Annotated in this window: 19 protein-coding genes; 8 read left to right on the top strand and 11 right to left on the bottom strand. The window is 73.4% G+C overall.

What is annotated here, in order from left to right; genetic code table 11:
• Window positions 1-18: 18 nt before the first annotated feature.
• From JT721_RS18260 to JT721_RS18220, 9 genes are all read right to left on the bottom strand, one after another.
• Entirely contained in the window at window positions 19-225 is a 207-nt protein-coding gene (locus JT721_RS18260; RefSeq protein ID WP_205474699.1) for a Flp family type IVb pilin, read from the bottom strand.
• A 355-nt stretch (window positions 226-580) separates the two neighbouring features.
• A complete protein-coding gene (locus JT721_RS18255) occupies window positions 581-1,231 on the bottom strand; it encodes a response regulator transcription factor (RefSeq protein ID WP_205474698.1) in 651 nt (216 codons plus the stop codon).
• Window positions 1,228-2,844, bottom strand: coding sequence for a sensor histidine kinase (locus JT721_RS18250; protein WP_205474697.1), 1,617 nt, complete (start codon window positions 2,842-2,844; stop codon window positions 1,228-1,230). Before JT721_RS18250 ends, JT721_RS18255 begins: the two co-directional genes overlap by 4 nt.
• A 7-nt stretch (window positions 2,845-2,851) precedes the next feature.
• Window positions 2,852-3,772, bottom strand: coding sequence for a type II secretion system F family protein (locus tag JT721_RS18245; RefSeq protein ID WP_205474696.1), 921 nt, complete (start codon window positions 3,770-3,772; stop codon window positions 2,852-2,854).
• A gap of 1 nt (window position 3,773) precedes the next feature.
• A complete protein-coding gene (locus JT721_RS18240) occupies window positions 3,774-5,747 on the bottom strand; it encodes a type II secretion system F family protein (RefSeq protein ID WP_205474695.1) in 1,974 nt (657 codons plus the stop codon).
• Entirely contained in the window at window positions 5,744-7,459 is a 1,716-nt protein-coding gene (locus JT721_RS21525; RefSeq protein WP_205474694.1) for a CpaF family protein, read from the bottom strand. Before JT721_RS21525 ends, JT721_RS18240 begins: the two co-directional genes overlap by 4 nt.
• A 7-nt stretch (window positions 7,460-7,466) precedes the next feature.
• The gene (locus JT721_RS18230; protein ID WP_205474693.1) at window positions 7,467-8,651 is read right to left on the bottom strand and encodes an AAA family ATPase; all 1,185 of its coding nucleotides are present in this window, start codon (window positions 8,649-8,651) and stop codon (window positions 7,467-7,469) included.
• A gap of 4 nt (window positions 8,652-8,655) precedes the next feature.
• Complete coding sequence (gene cpaB / locus JT721_RS18225) at window positions 8,656-9,375, bottom strand: Flp pilus assembly protein CpaB (RefSeq protein ID WP_205474692.1); 720 nt, start codon at window positions 9,373-9,375, stop codon at window positions 8,656-8,658.
• Window positions 9,376-9,655: 280 nt separating this feature from the next.
• The gene (locus JT721_RS18220) at window positions 9,656-11,455 is read right to left on the bottom strand and encodes a long-chain fatty acid--CoA ligase (protein WP_205474691.1); all 1,800 of its coding nucleotides are present in this window, start codon (window positions 11,453-11,455) and stop codon (window positions 9,656-9,658) included.
• A gap of 165 nt (window positions 11,456-11,620) precedes the next feature.
• On the opposite strand from JT721_RS18220, the gene JT721_RS18215 reads away from it, so the two are divergent.
• Genes JT721_RS18215 through JT721_RS18195 form a run of 5 tightly spaced genes read left to right on the top strand, consistent with a single transcriptional unit; the run spans window position 11,621 to window position 15,645 of the window.
• Window positions 11,621-12,058: an SRPBCC family protein gene (locus tag JT721_RS18215; RefSeq protein ID WP_205474690.1), complete on the top strand. Its 438-nt coding sequence runs from the start codon at window positions 11,621-11,623 to the stop codon at window positions 12,056-12,058.
• 6 nt (window positions 12,059-12,064) lie between these two features.
• Window positions 12,065-13,261, top strand: a complete 1,197-nt coding sequence (locus JT721_RS18210; RefSeq protein WP_205474689.1) for an ArsA family ATPase — start codon at window positions 12,065-12,067, stop codon at window positions 13,259-13,261.
• The gene (locus tag JT721_RS18205; RefSeq protein WP_205474688.1) at window positions 13,258-13,764 is read left to right on the top strand and encodes a hypothetical protein; all 507 of its coding nucleotides are present in this window, start codon (window positions 13,258-13,260) and stop codon (window positions 13,762-13,764) included. The genes JT721_RS18210 and JT721_RS18205 overlap by 4 nt, the downstream gene beginning before the upstream one ends.
• Window positions 13,761-14,702, top strand: a complete 942-nt coding sequence (locus JT721_RS18200) for an ROK family glucokinase (RefSeq protein ID WP_205474687.1) — start codon at window positions 13,761-13,763, stop codon at window positions 14,700-14,702. Before JT721_RS18205 ends, JT721_RS18200 begins: the two co-directional genes overlap by 4 nt.
• Before the next feature lie 4 nt (window positions 14,703-14,706).
• Window positions 14,707-15,645 carry an ROK family protein gene (locus JT721_RS18195; protein ID WP_205474686.1) on the top strand — a complete coding sequence of 313 codons (939 nt, stop codon included), beginning with the start codon at window positions 14,707-14,709 and terminating at the stop codon, window positions 15,643-15,645.
• Window positions 15,646-15,744: 99 nt separating this feature from the next.
• On the opposite strand, the gene JT721_RS18190 is transcribed toward JT721_RS18195, so the two are convergent.
• Entirely contained in the window at window positions 15,745-16,203 is a 459-nt protein-coding gene (locus JT721_RS18190; RefSeq protein WP_205474685.1) for a hypothetical protein, read from the bottom strand.
• Window positions 16,204-16,212: 9 nt separating this feature from the next.
• Complete coding sequence (locus JT721_RS18185; RefSeq protein WP_205474684.1) at window positions 16,213-16,983, bottom strand: carboxylesterase; 771 nt, start codon at window positions 16,981-16,983, stop codon at window positions 16,213-16,215.
• 82 nt (window positions 16,984-17,065) lie between these two features.
• On the opposite strand from JT721_RS18185, the gene JT721_RS18180 reads away from it, so the two are divergent.
• From JT721_RS18180 to JT721_RS21515, 3 genes are read left to right on the top strand one after another with little or no spacing between them, the layout of a single operon-like run.
• The gene (locus tag JT721_RS18180) at window positions 17,066-17,791 is read left to right on the top strand and encodes a lysophospholipid acyltransferase family protein (RefSeq protein ID WP_307828132.1); all 726 of its coding nucleotides are present in this window, start codon (window positions 17,066-17,068) and stop codon (window positions 17,789-17,791) included.
• Window positions 17,788-18,963, top strand: a complete 1,176-nt coding sequence (macS, locus tag JT721_RS21865; protein ID WP_307828136.1) for a MacS family sensor histidine kinase — start codon at window positions 17,788-17,790, stop codon at window positions 18,961-18,963. The genes JT721_RS18180 and macS overlap by 4 nt, the downstream gene beginning before the upstream one ends.
• Complete coding sequence (locus JT721_RS21515) at window positions 18,960-19,469, top strand: flavin reductase family protein (protein WP_205474682.1); 510 nt, start codon at window positions 18,960-18,962, stop codon at window positions 19,467-19,469. Before macS ends, JT721_RS21515 begins: the two co-directional genes overlap by 4 nt.
• The last annotated feature ends 113 nt before the right edge of the window (window positions 19,470-19,582 follow it).

The raw sequence follows: 19,582 nt of genomic DNA, 5'->3' as shown, positions 1-19,582 counted from the left end.
GTCTCCGAGAGACGGAGATCAGTCGCTGGTGCAGCCCGAGGCGGAGGCGACCGACTTGCAGGTGTCCTCGAAGATGTCGGAGATGTTGTCGCCGAAGGCGAACACCACGACGACGATGAGGGCCGCGATGCCGGCGATGAGCAGGCCGTACTCGACGGCGGAGGCGCCGCGCTCGTCCATCTTCTCGGTGCGAGCGGCGAGCATGATGCGCAGGTAGTCCAGCATGATAGTTCTCCTGAATTGGTGCAAAGTATTTCCCACGAGATGAGGCGGGCGCCTCACAAGAAGAATCTTCACGCAGCCGGCGCCGAGAAGTTATCGGGTGAGCAGGCGAGCCTGGGTAGTCACTTCGGACTATGCCGTCGACGCCGTCCGGTATGGCCTCTGACCTGCACAAACAGGGGTGGTAGCACTACCCGGGGCCCGGTCGGTGCGACCGGGTGGTCACCGGGTCGACGGAGTGCCCAAAAAAGGGTCGCCAAAGCCCCGGGGATTGCATTCACGATGCATTTCCCGGTGCTTTTCGCACGCTTTTCGCGCGACCTCGGCGGCCTACTTCCGCGAACGTCCGGTGGCGGTCTCAGAGGTTGCTGGGTCGCACGCTCGAGAGCAGCCCGATCCGCATCGCGGTGACCAGTGCCTGGGCCCGGTTCTGGGCGCCGAGCTTCTGGTAGATCCGCGCGATGTGCGACTTGGCGGTCGACTCGCTGAGGTAGAGCTTCTCGCCGATCGCGGCGGCGCCGAGCCCGTCGGCCAGCAGCACCAGCACCTCGTGCTCGCGCTCGGAGAGACGGGTCGACTCCGAGGCGCTGCGGCGCATCATCGCGCCGGCCAGCCCCGCGCACACGAACGAGCGGGGGGAGACCGCGGCGTGCCGGGCGGTGCGCACGACCTCGCCGGAGGGCGCGTCCTTGCCGACGAAGCCCGACGCACCGGCCTGCATCGCCGCGAAGATCTGATCGTCGCCGCTGTGCATGGTGAGCACGACGAGGCCGACGGTGTTGCTCTGCTTGCGGATCGACCGGACGATGTCGAGGCCGGTGCCGTCCTGGAGCTGGAGATCGGCGACTACCACGTCGGGCTGCTTGTCGCCGTACATCTCGAGCGCCTCGGCGACCGACCCGGCCGTGCCGACGATCGTCATGTCCTCCTCGAGGTCGAAGACGCCGGCCAACCCGCTGCGGATCAGCTCGTGGTCGTCGACCAGGAGGACGGTCGTGGGTGAGCTCATGCGCCGATCCTGTCTCTCGTCGTGGTGAGGGTGGCGCCCTCCTCGGGGACCGGACGGCCCCCGGGGATGCGCACCGAGACCGAGAGCCCGCCGCCGGGCGTCTCGGTGATGTCGAGCTGGGCGTTGATGAGCAGCGCCCGCTCGCGCATGATGTCGAGGCCGTGCGAGGTGGGCCGGGCGGCCTGGAGGCCCCGACCGTTGTCGCGCACGGTGATCAGCGCCTCGGGCGCGTGCACCTGGCAGTGCACGTGGATCGCGGACGCCTGCGCGTGGCGGACGGCGTTGTTCATCGCCTCCTGGGCGATGCGGAACAGCTCGGCCTCCACCTCGGGGCGCAGCCGCGCAGTGCGCTCGTCGAGGGTCACGTGGATCGGCACCCCCGAGACCTCGGTCAGGTTGCGGGCGATCGAGCCGATGGCCGCGCCGAGGCTCTCGCTCGCCCCGACGCTGGTGCGCAGCGTGACCACGGAGCGGCGGATCTCGGCGACCACGGCGGTGATCCGGTCGCGGAGCACCTCGAGGCGCTCGGCCTGCTCGGGGCTGGTCGTCCCGGCGCCGAGGGCGTCGACGAGGTAGCCGAGCGAGGCGATGTCCTGGGCGACGCCGTCGTGCATCTCGCGGGCCAGGCGCCGGCGTTCCTCGGCGGTCGCGGCGTCGCGGAAGGCCGAGAACAGCAGCGCCGTGTCGAGGTGGACCGCGCTGGTCTCGAGGCGGCGCATCAGCTTGCGGATCCGGTCGTCGAGGCCGAGCGTGCCGGGGTCGACCCGTTCGGAGAGGACACCGGCCACGACCGCAGCAATCCCGCTCTCGGTGGAGAGGGGGAAGGCGAAGACCCGGTCGTCGACGACCGGCAGTCCGACCGCCCACGCCTCGACGGCGATGTCCTCGCACTGCGCGAGGTCGGCGGGGTCGCCGACGTGCATGCTCTTGGTGATCAGCGGGGTGAGCGTGTCGCCGCGCGGCACGTGCACCACCAGCGCGGTGGCCGGCATGTCGTCGCGCACGGCGCTGAGGATCGCGCCGCCCAGGGCGACGGGGTCGAGGCCGGAGTCGAGCCCGCCGGAGAGGTCGATCAGCTGGCGGATCAGCGTCTGGGCGTAGTGGTACGGCGCCAGCGGGTCGGCCTGGGAGCGGAGCGCGGTCTGGAGGAAGGTGCCGACCAGGCCCAGGCCGAGCCCGGTGAGGCACCAGCTGAAGACGCCGAAGCCCTGGTCGGCGCTCATGCCCTCGGACCAGAGGAAGGCCACCAGCACCAGCGCGACCAGCTGGGCGCTCAGGGCGTAGGCGACGCCCGGCAGCCCGCGGTAGAGCCCGGCCACGAACGGCGGCACCGAGAGCGCGCCGAGCACCGCCATCGAGTCGTGCAGGGCGAAGCCGCAGATCGCGCCGACCACCCCGGCCTCGAGCACGGTGAGCAGCACGACCGAGCGCTCCTCGCGCAGGTCGGCGAGCGTCGCCAGCACCCAGACCAGCCCGATCGTCAGCAGCGCGAGCAGCGCCGGGGTGTCGCGCGACCACAGCACGGGGGCCAGCAGCGCCACCAGCACGAAGCCGCGCGCCGCGGCCCCGAGGCGGAGGTGCTGCCGGTCCGGCAGGCGCACGAGGGAGGTCATCGGCGGCCTAGAAGCTGTCCATGATCGAGAGCACGGCCGGACCCATCACGGCCATGAACAGGCACGGCAGGATGCAGAAGATGAGGGGAACGGTGATCTTGACCGGCACCTGCTGCGCCTTCTCCTCGGCTCGCTGACGACGCTTGACCCGCATCTCGGCTGACTGTACGCGCAGGACCTGCGCGACGGGGATACCGAACGAGTCGGCCTGCACCATGGCGCCCACGAAGGTCTTGAGGTCGGCGACGTTGGTGCGCTCCGACATGGCCCGCAGCGCGTCGGCGCGGCCCTGGCCGATCTGCATCTCGCGCAGCACCCGCGAGAACTCCTCGGCCAGCGGGCCCTCGGTGTTCTGGGCGACCTGCTGGACCGCGGCGTCGAAGCCCAGGCCCGACTCGACGCTGATCGTGAGCAGGTCGACGGCGTCGGGCAGGTCGCGCTGCAGCCGCTCCGCGCGCTCGTAGGCGCGCTGGTAGAGGTAGAGGTTGGGGCCGAAGAAGCCCGCCACCAGGCCGCCCACCGCGAGCAGCAGCCGGACGCCGGTGCTCGGCGCCAGCATGAACGAGAACGCGAGCCCGACCAGCAGGCCGACCACGGCGGCGATCACCTTGCCCGAGACCACCCGGTCGACGGTCCAGCCGGCGGGGTTGCCGGCGAGCTCGAGCTTGCGCCGGATCCGCTCGGCGGCGTCGCTGCCCGAGAGCCGCCGTCCTACGGCGAGCGCGCGCTGCTGGAGCGGCTCGATCACCCGGTCCGCGAACGGCTTGTCGAGCTCGGAGGTGAGCTCCTTGGGGGCGTCGGTCATCGCGCGGAGCAGGGCCAGCGAGCGGGTGACGCCACCGCCCTCGGCGTTGGCGCCGAGCGCCGAGGCCGCGAGGACGATCGCCAGGACGACCATCATCATCCCGAGCACGAAGAGCATCGTCATCTCAGACCTCCACCTTGACCAGACGGCTCATCCAGAAGACCCCGATCGCCAGCACGGTGCCCGACCCGATCATCATCAGCCATCCGAGCGGCTCGGTGAACATGACACTCACGTAGTCGTAGTTGGTCATCAGCAGGTAGACCATGAACAGCGGGGGCAGCAGCCCGAGCACCCACGCCGACAGCTTGCCCTCGGCCGCGAGGGCGGCGACCTGGCGCCGGATGTACTCGCGCTCGCGCATGGTGGCCGCGACGGTGTCGAGCAGCTCGGCGAGGTTGCCACCGACCTGCCGCTGGATCCGGATCGCCATCACCACCCACTCGAAGTCCTTGCTGCCGAAGCGCTCGGCCACACCCTCGAACGCGTCCTCGATCGACACGCCGAGCCGGGTCTCGACCAGCACCCGGCGGAACTCGCCGGCGATCGGCTCCGGGCCCTCGCGGACGATGGTGTCGACCGACTGGGCGAGCGAGAGTCCGGCCGACAGCGACCCCGACATCAGCTGCAGCGTGTCCGGCAGGCCCATGCTGAACTGCTTGCGCCGCCGGGCCCCGCGGAAGCCGAGGTAGAGCCACGGGCCGACCAGCCCGACGGCGAGGAACACCGCGCCCACGAACAGGTTGCTGCCGCCCACGGCGATGCCGAGCAGCCCGGCGACGAACGCGACCGCGCCGTGCACGAGCAGCCACTCGGCGGGCTTGAGCTCGCTGCCGGCCACCTCGAGGCGCTGGCTGATCCGCGCCTCCAACGACTGGTTGCGGCGCAGGATGTTGGTCGCGGTCTCCTTCGCCGTCGCCAGGGCCTGGTCGGAGTCGAAGCCCTTGCCCGGGGCGTCGGCGCGCGACTGGCTCTCGGCGTAGCGCGTGACCCGGTCGGCGGCCGACATCCGCGGCGCAGAGCGGCGGGGCACGGCGATCAGCAGGAACAGGCAGGCACCGAGGCCGAGCGCTGCGGGTCCGGCGTAGACGGCCCAGTCCGGCAGCGCGAGGCCACCGGCCTCGGCGGCACCGAGGTCGGTGCCTACCTCCGCGGTGCGCACCCGGGTGAAGGACTGGGCGACCACGGGCCCGGCGGAGGTCGGCAGGGTGATCTCGACGGTGGCCTCGGTGTCGCGGACGTCGTCGGGCACCCGGGTGGTCACCAGCACCTGGTTGGCCAGCACGTCGGCCTCGGCGGCGAACGCCTCGCGCAGCGCCCTGCGCTCGGCCGGGATCAGCCGACCGTTGCCGGCCCGGGCGAGCTGCTCCAGGGCGCTGACCGCGGCCGGCGCGTCCTGCTCGAGGGCGACCACGTCGACCAGCACCTGGGCGCTGGTGATCGCGGCGGTCACGGTCTCGAGCGGAACGGCGCTGGTATCGGCGCCGTCGGAGAGGACCAGCAGGCTGCGCTGCCCCAGGGCGCCGGCCTGCTCGATGCTCTCGAGCACGCCGTCGTAGAGCCGGGTCTTCTTCGACAGCGTCAGCGCCTCGACGACCTCCGTGGCCCGGTCGCGGTCGCGGCTGGGCTCGAGCACCGGGGTGACCTCCCCGGCGAACGAGACGATGCCGAGGTGGACGTCGGCGGGCAGCGCGGCGATGTAGGCCACCGCGGCGCGCTGCGCGGCGCGGAACCGGGCGCCCTTCATCGAGTTGCTCACGTCGAAGGCCAGCACGGCGGTGCGGCGCACGGTGCCGGTGTCCTCGGCCGCGGTGGCCACCGACTCGGCGGGCTCGCCGTCGACCTCCACGGTGACGCCGTCGAGGTCGACCTCGGCGCCGGCCGGCACCGAGACCAGGACCTGGAGGCCGTCGTCGGTGGGCTCGGCGTGGTCGATCGAGCCGGCCAGGTCGGCCGCGGACGCCGGGACGGTCGGCGCCAGCGCGAGGCCCAGCGCGAGGCCCAGCGCGGCCAGGCGGCCGGCGACCGCGGCGAGCCGCACGGCGGGCTCGCGGCGGCGCTGACGGCGGGGCCGACGGCGGGGCAGGCGGCCGGTCACAGCTTGTCCGTCGCGAACAGCATCGGGTCGACCGTGACGTTGGCGTAGGCCATCTTCTCCAGGAACTTCGGCCGCAGCCCGGTGGAGCGGAGCCGGCCCAGGGCCCGGCCCTCGGCGTCGAAGCCCGCGCTGCCGTCCCAGACGAAGATGTCCTGGAGGGTGATCACGTCGCCCTCCATCCGCTCGACCTCGGTGATGTGGGTGATCCGGCGGCTGCCGTCCTTGAACCGGGTCTGGTGCACGATCAGGTCGACCGCGGAGGCCACCTGCTCGCGGATCGCGCGCACCGGCAGGTCCATGCCCGCCATCAGCACCATCGTCTCCATCCGGCTCAGCGTGTCGCGGGGGCCGTTGGAGTGGAGCGTGCAGATGGAGCCGTCGTGGCCGGTGTTCATCGCCTGCAGCATGTCGAGCGCGGAGGCGTCGCGGACCTCGCCGACGATGATCCGGTCGGGTCGCATCCGGAGGCTGTTCTTGACCAGGTCGCGGATCGAGACCGCGCCCTTGCCCTCGATGTTGGAGGGCCGCGACTCCAGCCGGACCACGTGGTCCTGCTTGAGCTGCAGCTCGGCGGCGTCCTCGATGGTGACGATGCGCTCGTCGTCGGGGATGAACGACGACAGCACGTTGAGCGTCGTGGTCTTGCCGGCGCCGGTGCTGCCGGAGACGATCACGTTCAGCCGGCCGCGCACGCAGGCGTCGAGGAAGTCGGCGGTCTGGGGGCTCAGCGAGCCGAACGAGATCAGGTCGTCGACGGTGAGCGGGTCGGTGGCGAACTTGCGGATGGTGAGCGCGGAGCCGTCGACGGCCAGCGGCGGGACGACGGCGTTGACGCGCGAGCCGTCGGGCAGGCGTGCGTCGACCATCGGGCTCGACTCGTCGACCCGGCGGCCGATGCGCGAGACGATCTTGTCGATGGTGCGGCGCAGGTGGGCCTCGTCGCTGAAGTGGGCGGTGGCCGGCACCAGCTTGCCGGACTTCTCCAGCCAGATCGAGGCGTGGCCGTTGACCATCACCTCGGAGACGTCGGGGTCGCGCAGGTAGGGCTCGATCGGGCCGTAGCCCAGGATGTCGTCGCTGATCTCCTGGGTGACCCGGGCCCGGTCGCTGCTGCTCAGCGGCCGGTCCTGCGAGGAGAGGACGTCGGCCAGGACCTTGCGGACCTCCTGGTCCAGCTCGTTCTGGTCCATGTCGGAGTCGTAGAGGTGCGGGCCCATCTGCTTGAGCAGCTGGACGTGCACGCTGCTCTTGAGCTCCTCGATCCGGTCCTGCTGCTGCAGGCTCGCGATCCGACGGGTGGCGCTGCCGGCGTCCGTGCCCGCGCCGTTGCTGGTGCCGTTGCCCGTGCCGTTGCCCGTGCCATTGCCCGTGCCGTGGCTGCCGGACGGCGTCGTGCCCGCGCGGGTCGCGACCACCGGGGCGGCGGGCGCGGCGTGCGCGGGTGCGCCGCTGGACCGGCCGGTGCCGCGGGTGTCGCTGGGCACGTCGGCGCGGCGCTTGCCGGCGACGGCGGCCGCCGCCCGGGCGGCGGCCTGGGCCGCGGCCTCGGGGGAGACCGGGGCGGGGACGGTGTGGTCGCCGGCGGGCAGCCCCTCGTCGGCGAGGCGGGTGTCAGTTTGGGCGGTCGGGGCCGGCGCGGAGGCGGCGGACCCGGAGGTGCCCGGTCCGGCGTTGGCGCGGCGGGCGGCGGCGATCCGGTCGGCGAGGCTCATGGGGTCATCACTTCCGCTTCCGCGAACGACGGCCGCGACCCTCCGGCGCACCGGCCTCGGGAGCGGCGGCCGGGACGGGCACCAGCTGCTCGCCGGCGAGGGCCCGGGTGAGGTCCCGGATCGCCGCGCTGAACTGGTGCTGGGGGTCGCTGAACAGGATCGGGTTGCCGGCGTTGGTCGAGGCGGCCACGTCGATGGAGGTCGCGATCTCGGTCACCACCGGCATGCCGAGGATGCCCTCGACCTTGTCGGCGTTGATGCCGACCTCGTCGTCGGCCCGGTTGAGCACGAGGTGGCGGTGCTCCGGCGCGACGTGCAGCATGTCGAGCGTCTCGACGGCGACCTTGACGTTCTTCAGCGTCGGCACGTCGAGGGTCGCGACCAGCACGACGTCGTCGGTGCCGTCGAGCGCGGTCAGCACCTGCTCGTCGAACGACGGCGCCATGTCGAGCACGACGTAGTCGAAGGTCTCGCGCAGGGTGGCGATCACCCGCGAGACCAGCGCCGGCGTGATCCGCTCGCGGACGTCGGGGTGCGACGGCGCGGCCAGCACCATCAGCGAGTCCGGGTGGCGGGTCAGCAGCACGTCGAGCATCTCCACGTCGAGGGTGTCCTCGGAGCCGATGGCCTGCTCGACCGAGTGGGTCGGGAACAGCTGCATGGTGATCGCCACGTCGCCGAACGCGAGATCCATGTCGACGAGGCAGACCTTGCGCGCCCCCTTGTCGGAGAGCGCCAGGGCCAGGTTGACCGCGATCGTGGTCTTGCCGACCCCGCCCTTGGGGGAGAAGACCGAGATGACCTTGCTCAGGTGCATCGCGCCCGAGGGGCCGCGCAGCGCGACGTAGAGCTGCTGGGCGCGCTGGATCGCGGCGTCGAACGCCCCGGCGGCGTCGTCGCTGGCGACGACGTCGCGCGCGCCGGCCTTGATCGCCGCGCGCAGCAGCTCGGTGGTGATGTCGTCGCGGACCAGGATGGTGCTGACGATCGGTCGCGAGACCCGGAGCGCCTCGGTGGTGCCGAGCACGTCGTCGGTGGAGAGCGTGGGGCCGAGCACGACGACGTACTCGTCGCCGTGGGTGGCCAGCCACGCCTGCAGCCGCTCGGTGGACTCCACGCCGTGCGAGCCGGGCGGCATCGCGGCGAGCAGCCCGGTCACGACCTCGGGGTCGGGGTCGACGATGATGGGCATCAGGTCACCAGAGGTTCGCGAAGCGCCGGGAGTCCGCCGGTCCGGTGCGGCTCTTGTCGGTGAGCAGCGCGAACGTGACCTCGCCGTTCAGGCTGGCGTAGATGACCTTCTCCGACTCGGTCTGGTCGAGCGCCAGCGTGAGCAGCGTGCGCGAGACCTCCTCGGTCACGGCGGCACCGGACTCGTCGGTGGTCGTGGTCGACACCGGCGTGGTGGCGCCGACGCCGAGCACCTTGACCCGCGGCAGCAGCATCCGGGTGAAGTCGCCCGGGACGCTGTAGTAGATCGCCACCTCCGAGCCCGGGGTGACGAAGCCCGCCACCCGGCCCGGGTCGGTGAGGTTGACCGACACCGCGGCCCGGTCGTCCGGGATCTGGAGGTTGGAGGTCACGCTGCTGCCCGCGGCCCCGAACTTCTCGGCGAGGATCTGCTCGCCGGGGTAGAGCGTCTGCAGCGCGACCATGCCGGCCAGGCCGGTGGTCGTCGTCTGCGCCCCCGCCAGCAGCTGCTCCTGCGAGACGTCCTCCAGCTTCAGCTTCCCGGCCGCCTGGGCGTCCTCGATCGTCTCTCCTGCCTCGATGATCGCCTGCGCGCGCAGCACCTCGACGGTGTCGAAGCGCTCGTTGGCGCGGGTGTCGGCGTCCTTGACGTACAGGAAGACGAGCGCCGCTCCCAGCGCCGCCACCAACACCGCGACGATCAGGAGGATCCTGCGTCGGTCCATGTCGCGACCTTTCCCATCCCCCGGACGCACGAGGGCAGGCTGGCGCGAACGCCGTGCTCCCTCGTGATCCGTTCCCACGAATCAGTTCCCTTTGAGCAGCAAAGCTGCCTGCTCCCTCAGGCGGAACTGTAGGAGCGATGGAGCCCGAGGGTCGTCGTTTCGCGAAAAGTCACCCGGTCGGGCGTGCCGCGCACGACGAACGGTCGGCGACGTGCGCCGAACGGCGACCCGGCGACCCCGACAGGCGACCCCGACAGGTGGCCCGAGCTGGCTGGGTGGCTCAGCCGTAGAGCGCGGCCACCTCGTCGCGCAGCTCGCGCATCACCACCGACCGCCGGAGCTTGAGGCTGGGCGTGAGCTGGCCGCCCTCCTCGGTCCAGTCGTCGGGGAGGATCCGGAACTTGCGGATCGCCTCGGCCCGCGAGACCGCGCGGTTGGCGTCCTCGACCCCCGCCTCGATCTCGGCACGCAGGTCGGGGTCGTCGACGTGGTCGGCGACGGTCCCCGACTTGCCGTGGGTGGCCGCCCAGGCCTCGAACGACTCCGGGTCGATGGTCACCAGGGCGGCGATGAACGGCTGGCCGTCGCCGACGACGATGCACTGGCTCACCAGGGGGTGCGCGCGCAGCCGGTCCTCGAGCACGGCCGGCGCGACGTTCTTGCCACCCGCGGTGACCAGGATCTCCTTCTTGCGCCCGGTGATCCGGACGAACCCCTCGTCGTCGACCTCGCCGACGTCGCCGGTGTGGAACCAGCCGTCGGGCTCGAGCACCTCGCTGGTGGCCTCGGGCGCGTTCCAGTAGCCGGCGAAGACCTGGCCGCCGCGGAACAGCAGCTCGCCGTCGTCGGCGACCCGCACCGTGGTGCCGGGCAGCGGCCGCCCGACGGTGCCGACCTTGATCGCGTCGGGCAGGTTGACCGTGAGCGCCGCGGTGGTCTCGGTGAGCCCGTAGCCCTCGAGCACGGTCAGCCCGATGCCGCGGTAGAAGTGGCCGAGCCGCTCGCCGAGCGGCGCGCCGCCGGAGACCGCGTGGCGGCAGCGGCCGCCCAGGGCCGCGAGCAGCTTGCCGTAGACCAGCCGGGTGAAGACCGCGTGCTGGGCGCGCACCGCGAGCGGCACCCGGCCCTTCTCGAGGCCCCGGCTGTAGGCGATCGCCGTCTCGGCGGCCCGCTCGAAGATCCGCCCGCGGCCGTCGGCGGTGGCCCGCTGCGAGGCGGTGTTGAAGACCTTCTCGAAGACCCGGGGCACGGCCAGGATGAACGTCGGCTCGAAGGCCTGCAGGTCGGGCAGGAGGCTCTTGATGTCGGCGCTGTGACCCAGCCGGGTCCGCGAGCGCACGCAGCCGATCTGGATGATCCGGGCGAACACGTGGGCCAGGGGGAGGAACAGCAGCGTCGAGGCGCCCTCGGTGTCGAAGAGGCGGTCGAGCTCCTCGACGGCGACGCCGAGCTCGAACATGAAGTTGCCGTGGCTGAGTCGGCAGCCCTTGGGCCGGCCCGTGGTGCCGGAGGTGTAGATCAGCGTGGCGAGGTCGTCGGGGCCGGCCGTCGTACGTCGCTTCTCGAGCTCGGCGTCGGAGATGTCCTCGCCCAGCCGGACCAGGATCTCCACGGCGTTGTCACCGAACGACCAGACGTGGTTGAGCTGGTCGAGGCGGTCGCGCACCCCGGTGACCCGGGCGACGTGCTCGTGGGTCTCGGTCAGCACCGCGCGGGCCCCGGAGTCCTCCAGGATCCAGGCCACCTGCTCCGCGGAGGAGGTCTCGTAGACCGGCACGGTGACCGCGCCGGCGAACCAGATGGCGTAGTCGAGCAGCGTCCACTCGTAGCGGGTCTTGGAGATGATCGCGACCCGGTCGCCGACCTCGATGCCGGCAGCCACCAGGCCCTTGGCCACCGCGCACACCTCGTCGTGGAACTGCGCGGCCGTCACGTCGAGCCAGGGGGTCTCGCCGCCGTCGGGGGAGGGCCTGCTGAACACGACGTCCTCGGCGTGGTCACGGGCGTTGGCGACCACGTCGTCGGTCAGGTTGCCCGTGGTGGGCAACGGGAACGTCAGGGGGGTGGCGTACTCCCGCACGGGTTCCTCCTCCAGGGGCACGCCCGCGCGGGGCGGACCGGCCGGTCGCCCCGCCGCGAGCCGCGGACAGCCGCACGTTACCGCCGGGTCGCCGGGGCGACCCATCCGGTACGCTCGCCGCCGCAGCAGTCGCGCACCACTCCAGGACGGATGCAGGGGGCTCCCATGGCCGAGCAGACGACGTCCTCGATCCGCATCGAGGCCCCGCCGGCGGCGGTGATGGCGGTCATCGCCGACTTCGACAGCTACCCCGCGTGGGCCAAGGGCGTCACCACCGCCGACACCGTGGCCACCGGGCCCGACGGTCGCGCCGAGAAGGTGTTCTTCGCCCTCGACGTCTCGCCGATCAAGGACGAGTACACGCTGGCCTACACCTGGGACGGCGACCGCCAGGTCACCTGGACCCTCGACGAGGGCAAGATGTTGCGCGCCCTCGACGGCGCCTACGTGCTGGAGGACCTCGGCGGGGCCACCGAGGTCACCTACCGGCTCGCGCTCGACGTCTCGATCCCGCTCATCGGGATGCTGAAGCGCAAGGGCGAGAAGATCCTCATCGACACCGCGCTGAAGGGGCTCAAGAAGCGCGTCGAGTCCCTCGCCTGAGCCCCCTTGCGGATCCTCCTCTTCACCGGCAAGGGCGGCGTCGGCAAGTCGACGGTCGCGGCGGCGACGGCGGCGCAGGCCGCGGCCGCCGGCCACCGCACGCTCGTGCTGTCGACCGACGCCGCCCACTCCCTGGGCGACGCCTTCGGCACGCCGGTCGGCTCCCAGCCCACCGAGGTGGCCGAGCGGCTGTTCGTGCAGCAGGTCGACGCCCAGGAGCGCTTCGAGCGGTCGTGGGCCGAGATCCAGCGCTACCTGCTGTCGGTGCTCGAGGTCGCCGGGGTCGACCCGCTCGCCGCCGAGGAGCTCACCGTCGTCCCGGGCGCCGAGGAGGTGCTCGCCCTCCTCGAGCTGCGGCTCCAGGCGCTGTCGGGCGGCTGGGACGTCGTGGTGGTCGACTGCGCCCCCACCGCCGAGACGCTGCGGCTGCTCGCGCTGCCCGAGGCGCTCGGCTGGTACATGCAGCGGGTCTTCCCGACCCAGGCCCGGGTGATGACGGCGCTCAAGCCGGTGCTCAGCCGGGCCGCCGGGGTGCCGATGCCCGGCGGGGGCGTCTTCGACGCCGTCGAGCGGCTGCACACCGAGCTCGACGAGGTGCGGTCGCTGCTCAGCGGCCCCGAGGCGAGCGTGCGGATCGTGCTGACCCCGGAGTCGGTGGTGCTCGCCGAGGCCCGACGCGCGTACACGTCGCTGTCGCTGTTCGGCTACCGCGTCGACGGGGTGGTGGCCAACCGGATCTTCCCGGCGGGCGGCGCCGACGACTGGCGGGCGGGCTGGGTGGTGGCGCAGGACGAGGTGCTCGCGCAGGTCGAGCAGTCGTTCGCCGGGCTGCCGCTGTGGCGCTCGGAGTACCGCACCGCCGAGCCGGTCGGCGTCACCGACCTGCGCACCCTGGCCGACGAGGTCTACGCCGGCACCGACCCGCTGGCGGTGCCGAGCGGCGCCGGACCGTTCGAGGTCGACCAGGTCGACGGGGGAGCGGTGCTGCGGCTGCGGCTGCCGCTCGTGTCGCGCACCGAGGTCGATCTCGCGCGCAGCGGCGATGAGCTCGTGGTGACCGTGGGGTCGTATCGTCGTCTCCTCACGCTGCCGGCCGCGCTGGCCCGGCTCCGGGTGGCCGGCGCCCGGGTCGTCGAGGACGGCGTGCTGCAGGTGAGGTTCCAGGAGACGACGCCGGACTCGGCACAGGAGACAGTGACGTGACGCAGCCCGACGGGCCGGACGAGCCGCGCGAGCCCTCCCGGGACGCCCCGGGGCCCGAGGACGTCGTGGGCAGCGTGGCCGAGGAGGCCGCGCAGCTGTTCGGCGCGCTGGGCGAGTGGGCCCGCGCCCACGCCGGCCAGGCGGGCGGGCTGGGCGGCGTCCTCGGGGGCGGCGCGGGGGAGCGTCTGGGCGGCCTCGCCGAGCGCGCCGCGGCCGCGGCCGTCGGGGCCGAGGAGCACCTCGCGACCGGCGCCCCCGAGTGCACCTGGTGCCCCGTCTGCCGCACCGTGCACGTCGTCCGCCAGGCCAGCCCCGAGGTGCGCGCCCACCTCGCGACCGCCGCGACGTCGTTGCTCCAGGCCGCGGCGGGGCTGCTCGCGACCGCGGTGCCGCCGGGGGCGACGTCCGCCGAGCGCGGCCCCGGTGGCGTGGAGCGCATCGATCTCGACCCCGACGCCGACGACGGCGCGGACTGGCCCGAGCCGGAAGGTGGTGGACAGTGAGCCTGTCCTGCGGAATCGACGTCGGCGGCACCAAGATCGCCGGAGGCGTGGTCGACGACCACGGCAAGCTCCTGGAGGAGCTGCGCGTGGAGTCGCCCGCAACCGACGCCGAGGCCATCGAGGAGGCCATCGCCGGCCTCGTCAACGAGCTGCGTTCGCGCCACGAGATCACCGCCGTCGGCATCGGGGCCGCCGGCTACATCGACAAGTCGCGCGCGGTGGTGCTGTTCGCCCCCAACCTCGCCTGGCGCAACCTCGACCTCAAGCGCGAGCTCGAGGAGCGCATCGACCTGCCGGTCGTGGTGGAGAACGACGCCAACGCCGCCGCGTGGGGTGAGTTCCGCTACGGCGCCGGCCACGACGTCGACGACCTGCTGCTCGTGACCGTCGGCACCGGTGTGGGGGGCGGCGTCGTCCTCGACGGCGAGCTCTACCGCGGCGCCTTCGGCGTGGGCGCCGAGATCGGCCACATGCGGGTGGTGCCCGACGGCATCCTCTGCGGCTGCGGCAACCGGGGCTGCTTCGAGATGTACGGCAGCGGCTCCTCGCTGGTGCGGCGCACCCGCGAGGCGGCGCGCGCCGGCTCGATCCTGGCGCGCGAGGTGCTCGCCCGCGCCGGCGGCGACCCCGAGCAGATCACCGGCCCCCTCATCACCGCGGCCGCCCAGGACGGCGACCCGTTCGCGATCGAGCAGCTGGCCGAGCTCGGGCGGTGGCTCGGCGAGGGGATCGCCTCGCTGACCGCCGTCCTCGACCCGGCCGTGGTCGTCATCGGTGGCGGCGTGAGCGAGGCCGGCGACCTGCTGCTGGCCCCGATCCGCAGCGCCTTCGGTCTCCAGCTCACCGGGCGCGGGCACCGCCCGTCGCTCGAGATCCGCGCCGCCCGGCTCGGCAACGAGGCCGGGATGATCGGCGCGGCCGACCTCGCCCGTCGCTGAGCCCGTGTCGCTCGTGATCGGTGTCGACGTCGGCGGCACCAAGGTGCTGGCCGCGGAGGTCGACCCCGACGGCACCGTCGTGCGGACCGGCCGGCGCACCACGCCGGGCCGGCGCGTCGACGTGCGCCTGCTCGAGAGGGCGCTGACCGAGGCCGTCGAGGAGGTCGCCGCCGGCCGCCCGGTCGACGCCGTGGGCCTGGCCGCGGCCGGGTTCGTCGACCCCGAGGGCGAGCGGGTGATGTTCGCGCCGCACCTGCCGTGGCGCGGCGAGCCCGTGCGGGACCGGCTCACCGAGCGCTGGGGCACCCGGGTGGTCCTCGACAACGACGCCAACTGCGCCGCCCGCGCGGAGTGCGTGCTGGGCGCGGCCCGCGTTACCCGCACGGCGCTGGTGGTCACGATGGGCACCGGCATCGGGGGCGCGGTCGTCGTGGGCGGCGACGTGCACCGCGGCCTGAACGGCATGGCCGGGGAGTTCGGGCACATGCAGGTGGTGCCCGACGGGCACCCGTGCGAGTGCGGCGGCCGCGGCTGCTGGGAGCAGTACTCCAGCGGCAACGCCCTGGTCCGCTACGCCGCCGCCCGGATCGGGCACGAGCCCACGATGCTCGAGGAGCTGTGCTCGGGGCACCCCGAGCAGCTCGCCGGCCCCATGGTGACCGAGGCCGCCGAGGCCGGCGACCTGGTGGCCCGGCAGGCGTTCGCGTCGGTGGGCAGCTGGTTGGGCGTCGGCCTGGCCAACCTGGTCGCCGCGCTCGACCCCGAGGTGGTGGTCATCGGCGGTGGCGTCTCGGCCGCCGGGGACCGGCTGCTCGAGCCGGCCCGCACCGCGCTGGCCCGCTCGCTGGTCGGCGCCCCCCACCGCGTCGTACCCCCGGTGCTGCGGGCGCGCTTCGGCCCCGAGGCCGGCGTCGTCGGCGCCGCCATCCTGGCCCGCGGCTGAGGGGGCCGAGGCGTGGGTTATGCGGAACCGGTAACCACGCCACGGGGGGGGGGGGCGGCGGCGGTTTTCCGCCCCCCCCCCCCCCCCGCCTCGGCGGGGCTACAGCCGGGCGCCGTCGTCGAAGGGGTCGCCGGGCTCTCGGGGCATCCGGAACACGAGGTAGAGGAACCCGCCGACGAAGCCGCCGACGAGCGCGTACCCGATGATCGGGGGCAGGTCGATGCCGAGCAGCAGGCAGACCAGGAGCACCAGGGGCGAGCCGAACAGGCCCACCCAGGCGAGCAGCCGGTCGCGGGGCGGGCGGGGCAGCGGAGGCGGGGTCGGCGGGACGAAGCGGTCCTCGGGATCGGGCAGGTCGAGGTCCGGGAGGTCGCGGTCGGGCACGTCAACGATCTCCCCGGAGCCGCCGGCGTCGCCGGAGTCCCAGGACGACCACACCGGCGCGGGCTCCTCGGCGGCCGCGGCGCCCGCGGGGTCGTCGGCCGGGTCGATGGCGGCTCGCTCGCCGTAGTTCTCGACGATGGCGCGCCAGGCGTCGTCGTCGTTCGTGCTGCTCACCACCCCAGCCTACGGAGCGGTCACACGCGCGACGAAGGCCGCCGACTCCTCGAAGATCCGCGGGGCGTCGTTGTCGAGCGTGGCGACGTGGTAGCTGTCGGGGAGCTCGATCCGGGTGACGTCGGTGGAGCCGACGTTGCCGAGCACCAGCGGCTCGGACCGGCCGTCGACGACGTGGTCGACGGTCGAGCGGAGGTAGAGCAGGGGAGCGGTGACCCGCGGCAGGTCGGCGACGATCCCGGGCCACGCCTGCATCATCGAGTGGATCGCCTTGAGCGGGGTGCGGGTGTAGCCGTGCTCCTCCACGCCGGGCTTCTTGATGTCGTTGGCGATGCCGGGGAACGACGGCACCAGGTGCTTGAGCAGCGGCAGCAGCTTGACGTCCTTGCGGGCGGTGGCCACGGCCGGGTTGACCACCATCACGCCGGCGACCCGGTCGGGGTGGTCGGCGGCCAGCCGCAGCACCAGCGCACCACCCATCGAGAGCCCGCCGACGACGACCGCGTCGTGGTCGAGGCAGAGCCCGTCGAACACGCGGGTGAGCTCGCCGTACCAGTCGTCCCAGCGCAGCGTGTTGAGCTCGCGCCAGGTGGTGCCGTGACCGGGCAGCCGCGGCACCTCGACGCCGTACCCCAGCGCGGCGAGGTGCTCGCCCCACGGCTTGATCGAGGCGGGCTGCCCGGTGAAGCCGTGGCTGAGCAGCACGCCCACCCGGCGCCCGCCGGTCAGCTCGGGCCGCGCCGGCACCGACAGGGGAGCGGCCAGGGGGTGGATCGTCATGGTGGCGATTCTGCACCCACGGTCTAGGCTTCGACCGTTCGGCCGTCCGGTCGGCCGCACGGTCGTGGTGGGAGGTTCTCGAGTGTTCTACTGGTTCCTGAAGTGGATCGCGATCGGTCCCCTCCTCAAGCTCGTCTTCCGCCCGCAGGCGGTCGGCGCCGAGAACGTCCCGCTGGAGGGCCCGGCGATCCTCGCCAGCAACCACCTGTCCTACGCCGACTGGCTGTTCATGCCGCTCACGCTCCCGCGCCGGGTCACCTTCGTGGCCAAGGCCGAGTACTTCACCTCGCCGGGTGTCAAGGGCTGGTTCCAGCGGCTGTTCTTCTCCGGTGCCGGACAGGTGCCGATCGACCGGTCCGGCGCCTCGGCCGCCGAGGGGGCGCTCACCAGCGCCAGGCGGATCCTCGACGAGGGCGAGCTGTTCGGCATCTACCCCGAGGGCACCCGCTCCCACGACGGCAGGCTCTACCGCGGCAAGACCGGCGTGGCGCGGCTGGCGCTGGAGTCGAAGGTGCCGGTGATCCCGGTGGCGGTGGTCGGCACCGACGAGATCGCGCCGCCCGGCAAGAAGTTCGGCTCGTTCACCCGGCCGATCGTGCGCTTCGGCAAGCCGCTGGACTTCTCGCGCTACGAGGGCATGGAGAACGACCGCTACATCCTGCGGTCGATCACCGACGAGATCATGTACGAGATCATGCGTCTCTCCGGGCAGGAGTACGTCGACACCTACGCCTCCCGGGCCAAGGAGGACGCCAAGAAGCAGGCCGACGCCGCCGACCGGGTCGACGAGCACAAGAAGGCGTCCTGACCGCTCGCGAGCCGGGCGCGGTCGCCCGTCTCCGCGCCGCGACCGGCGCCTGGTTCGGCGCGGCCGACACGGTCGAGGAGCGGCTGGTCCGCTGGCTGGTGGTGCTGCGGCTGGCGGTGCTCGCCAACGCCGTCGTGCTCAACGTCTACCGCCGCGACAACTTCGTCCACCCCACCGCCGGGCTGCTGCTGGTCGCGGTGATGGTGCTGTGGACGGCGTACGCCGCGTGGGCCTACCTCGCCGCCCGCCGCCGAACGTGGCCGCTGCTGGTCGCGGACCTCGCGGTCGCGGTGGGCGTGCTGGTCGCGACCCCGGCGGTCAAGGGCGACGGGTTCAGCGCCACGGTGCCGGGCTTCTGGGTGATGGGTGCGCTGCTCGCCTGGGCGGTGGTCTGGCGCTGGCGCGGCGGACTGGCCGCGGGCGTGCTGCTGGGCGTCGTCGACCTGGCGATCCGACGCGACGTCTCCCAGTCCCACTACGGCAACGCGTTCCTGCTCGTGCTGGGCGGGCTGATCATCGGCTTCCTCGGCGAGTCGCTGCGCTACCTCGCCGCCGAGCGCGACGCCGCGCAGCGGTCGGCGGCGGCCGCCGCCGAGCGGGCCCGGCTGGCGCGAGCCGTGCACGACGGCGTGCTCCAGACGCTGGCGCTCGTGCAGCGCCGCGGCCACGAGCTCGGCGGCGACGCCGCGGAGCTCGGACGGCTGGCGGGGGAGCAGGAGGCCCGGCTGCGCAGCCTGATCCGCGACCAGGACGCCGTCGCCGACGCCCGGCGCGCCGGCACCCTCGACCTGGCCGCCGAGCTGGCCCGCCTCGACCGCCGCCCCGGCGTGTCGGTGGCCGGCCCGGGCGAGCCGGTGGTGCTGCCGGCCGAGGTGGTCACCGAGCTGGTCGCCGCGGTCGCCGCCTGCCTCGACAACGTCGCCGCGCACGTCGGACCCGACGCGCCCGCCTGGGTGCTGCTGGAGGCGCTGCCCGACCGGGTCGAGGTGTCGGTGCGCGACGAGGGGCCCGGCATCCCCGGCGGGCGGCTGGAGTCGGCGGTCGCCGAGGGCCGGCTCGGCGTCAGCGGCTCGGTGCGAGGCCGGGTCGCCGACCTCGGCGGCACCGCCACCCTCCACACCGGCGCCTCGGGCACCGAGTGGGAGCTCGTCGTACCCCGGGGGCCGCGGTGACGATCCACTCCGGACACCCGTTCGCGGCCGATCCCGACCCGGTGCGCCGGTTCCGCGGCCGGCTCGGCGGTGCGGTCACGCTCTGGACCACCGGCGAGGGCACCACCCGCGCCGGGCTGACGATCAGCTCGGTCATGGTCGCGAACGGCGAGCCGCCCCACGTGCTGGCGCTCGTCGACCCCGACTCCGACCTGCGCGACGGGCTCGAGGAGCACGGCGGGTGCGTGGTGCAGGTGCTCTCGTGGGCCCACCGCGACCTGGCCGAGATGTTCGCCGGCACCGCCCCGGCCCCCGGCGGGGCGTTCGCCCACGCCGGCTGGGAGCAGACCCGGTGGGGGCCGCGGCTGGCCGACGCGACGGCGTGGGTCGGCGCCGTGCCGGTCGAGACCCGCGAGGTCGGCTGGTCGCTGCTGGTCACCGCGCGGCTCGAGGAGCCCACCGTGCTCGACGAGACCGCCCCCGCCCTGGGCCACCGGCGGGGCCACTTCGTCCCGCTCGGCGGCTGACGACGCTCCGCCACCCAGCACCGCGCCCAGTCTCGCGCCGACTGACGCCGGGTCGACGTCACCCGGCGGCACTGGCGCCGGATCGGCGCACGTCGGGGCACTAGGGTCCGGGG

Source organism: Nocardioides sp. SYSU D00038, assembly GCF_016924665.1.
Lineage (GTDB): Bacteria > Actinomycetota > Actinomycetes > Propionibacteriales > Nocardioidaceae > Nocardioides.
The sequence above is the reverse complement of the archived record's forward strand: the minus strand, read 5'-3'. Positions and strand labels throughout refer to the sequence as shown.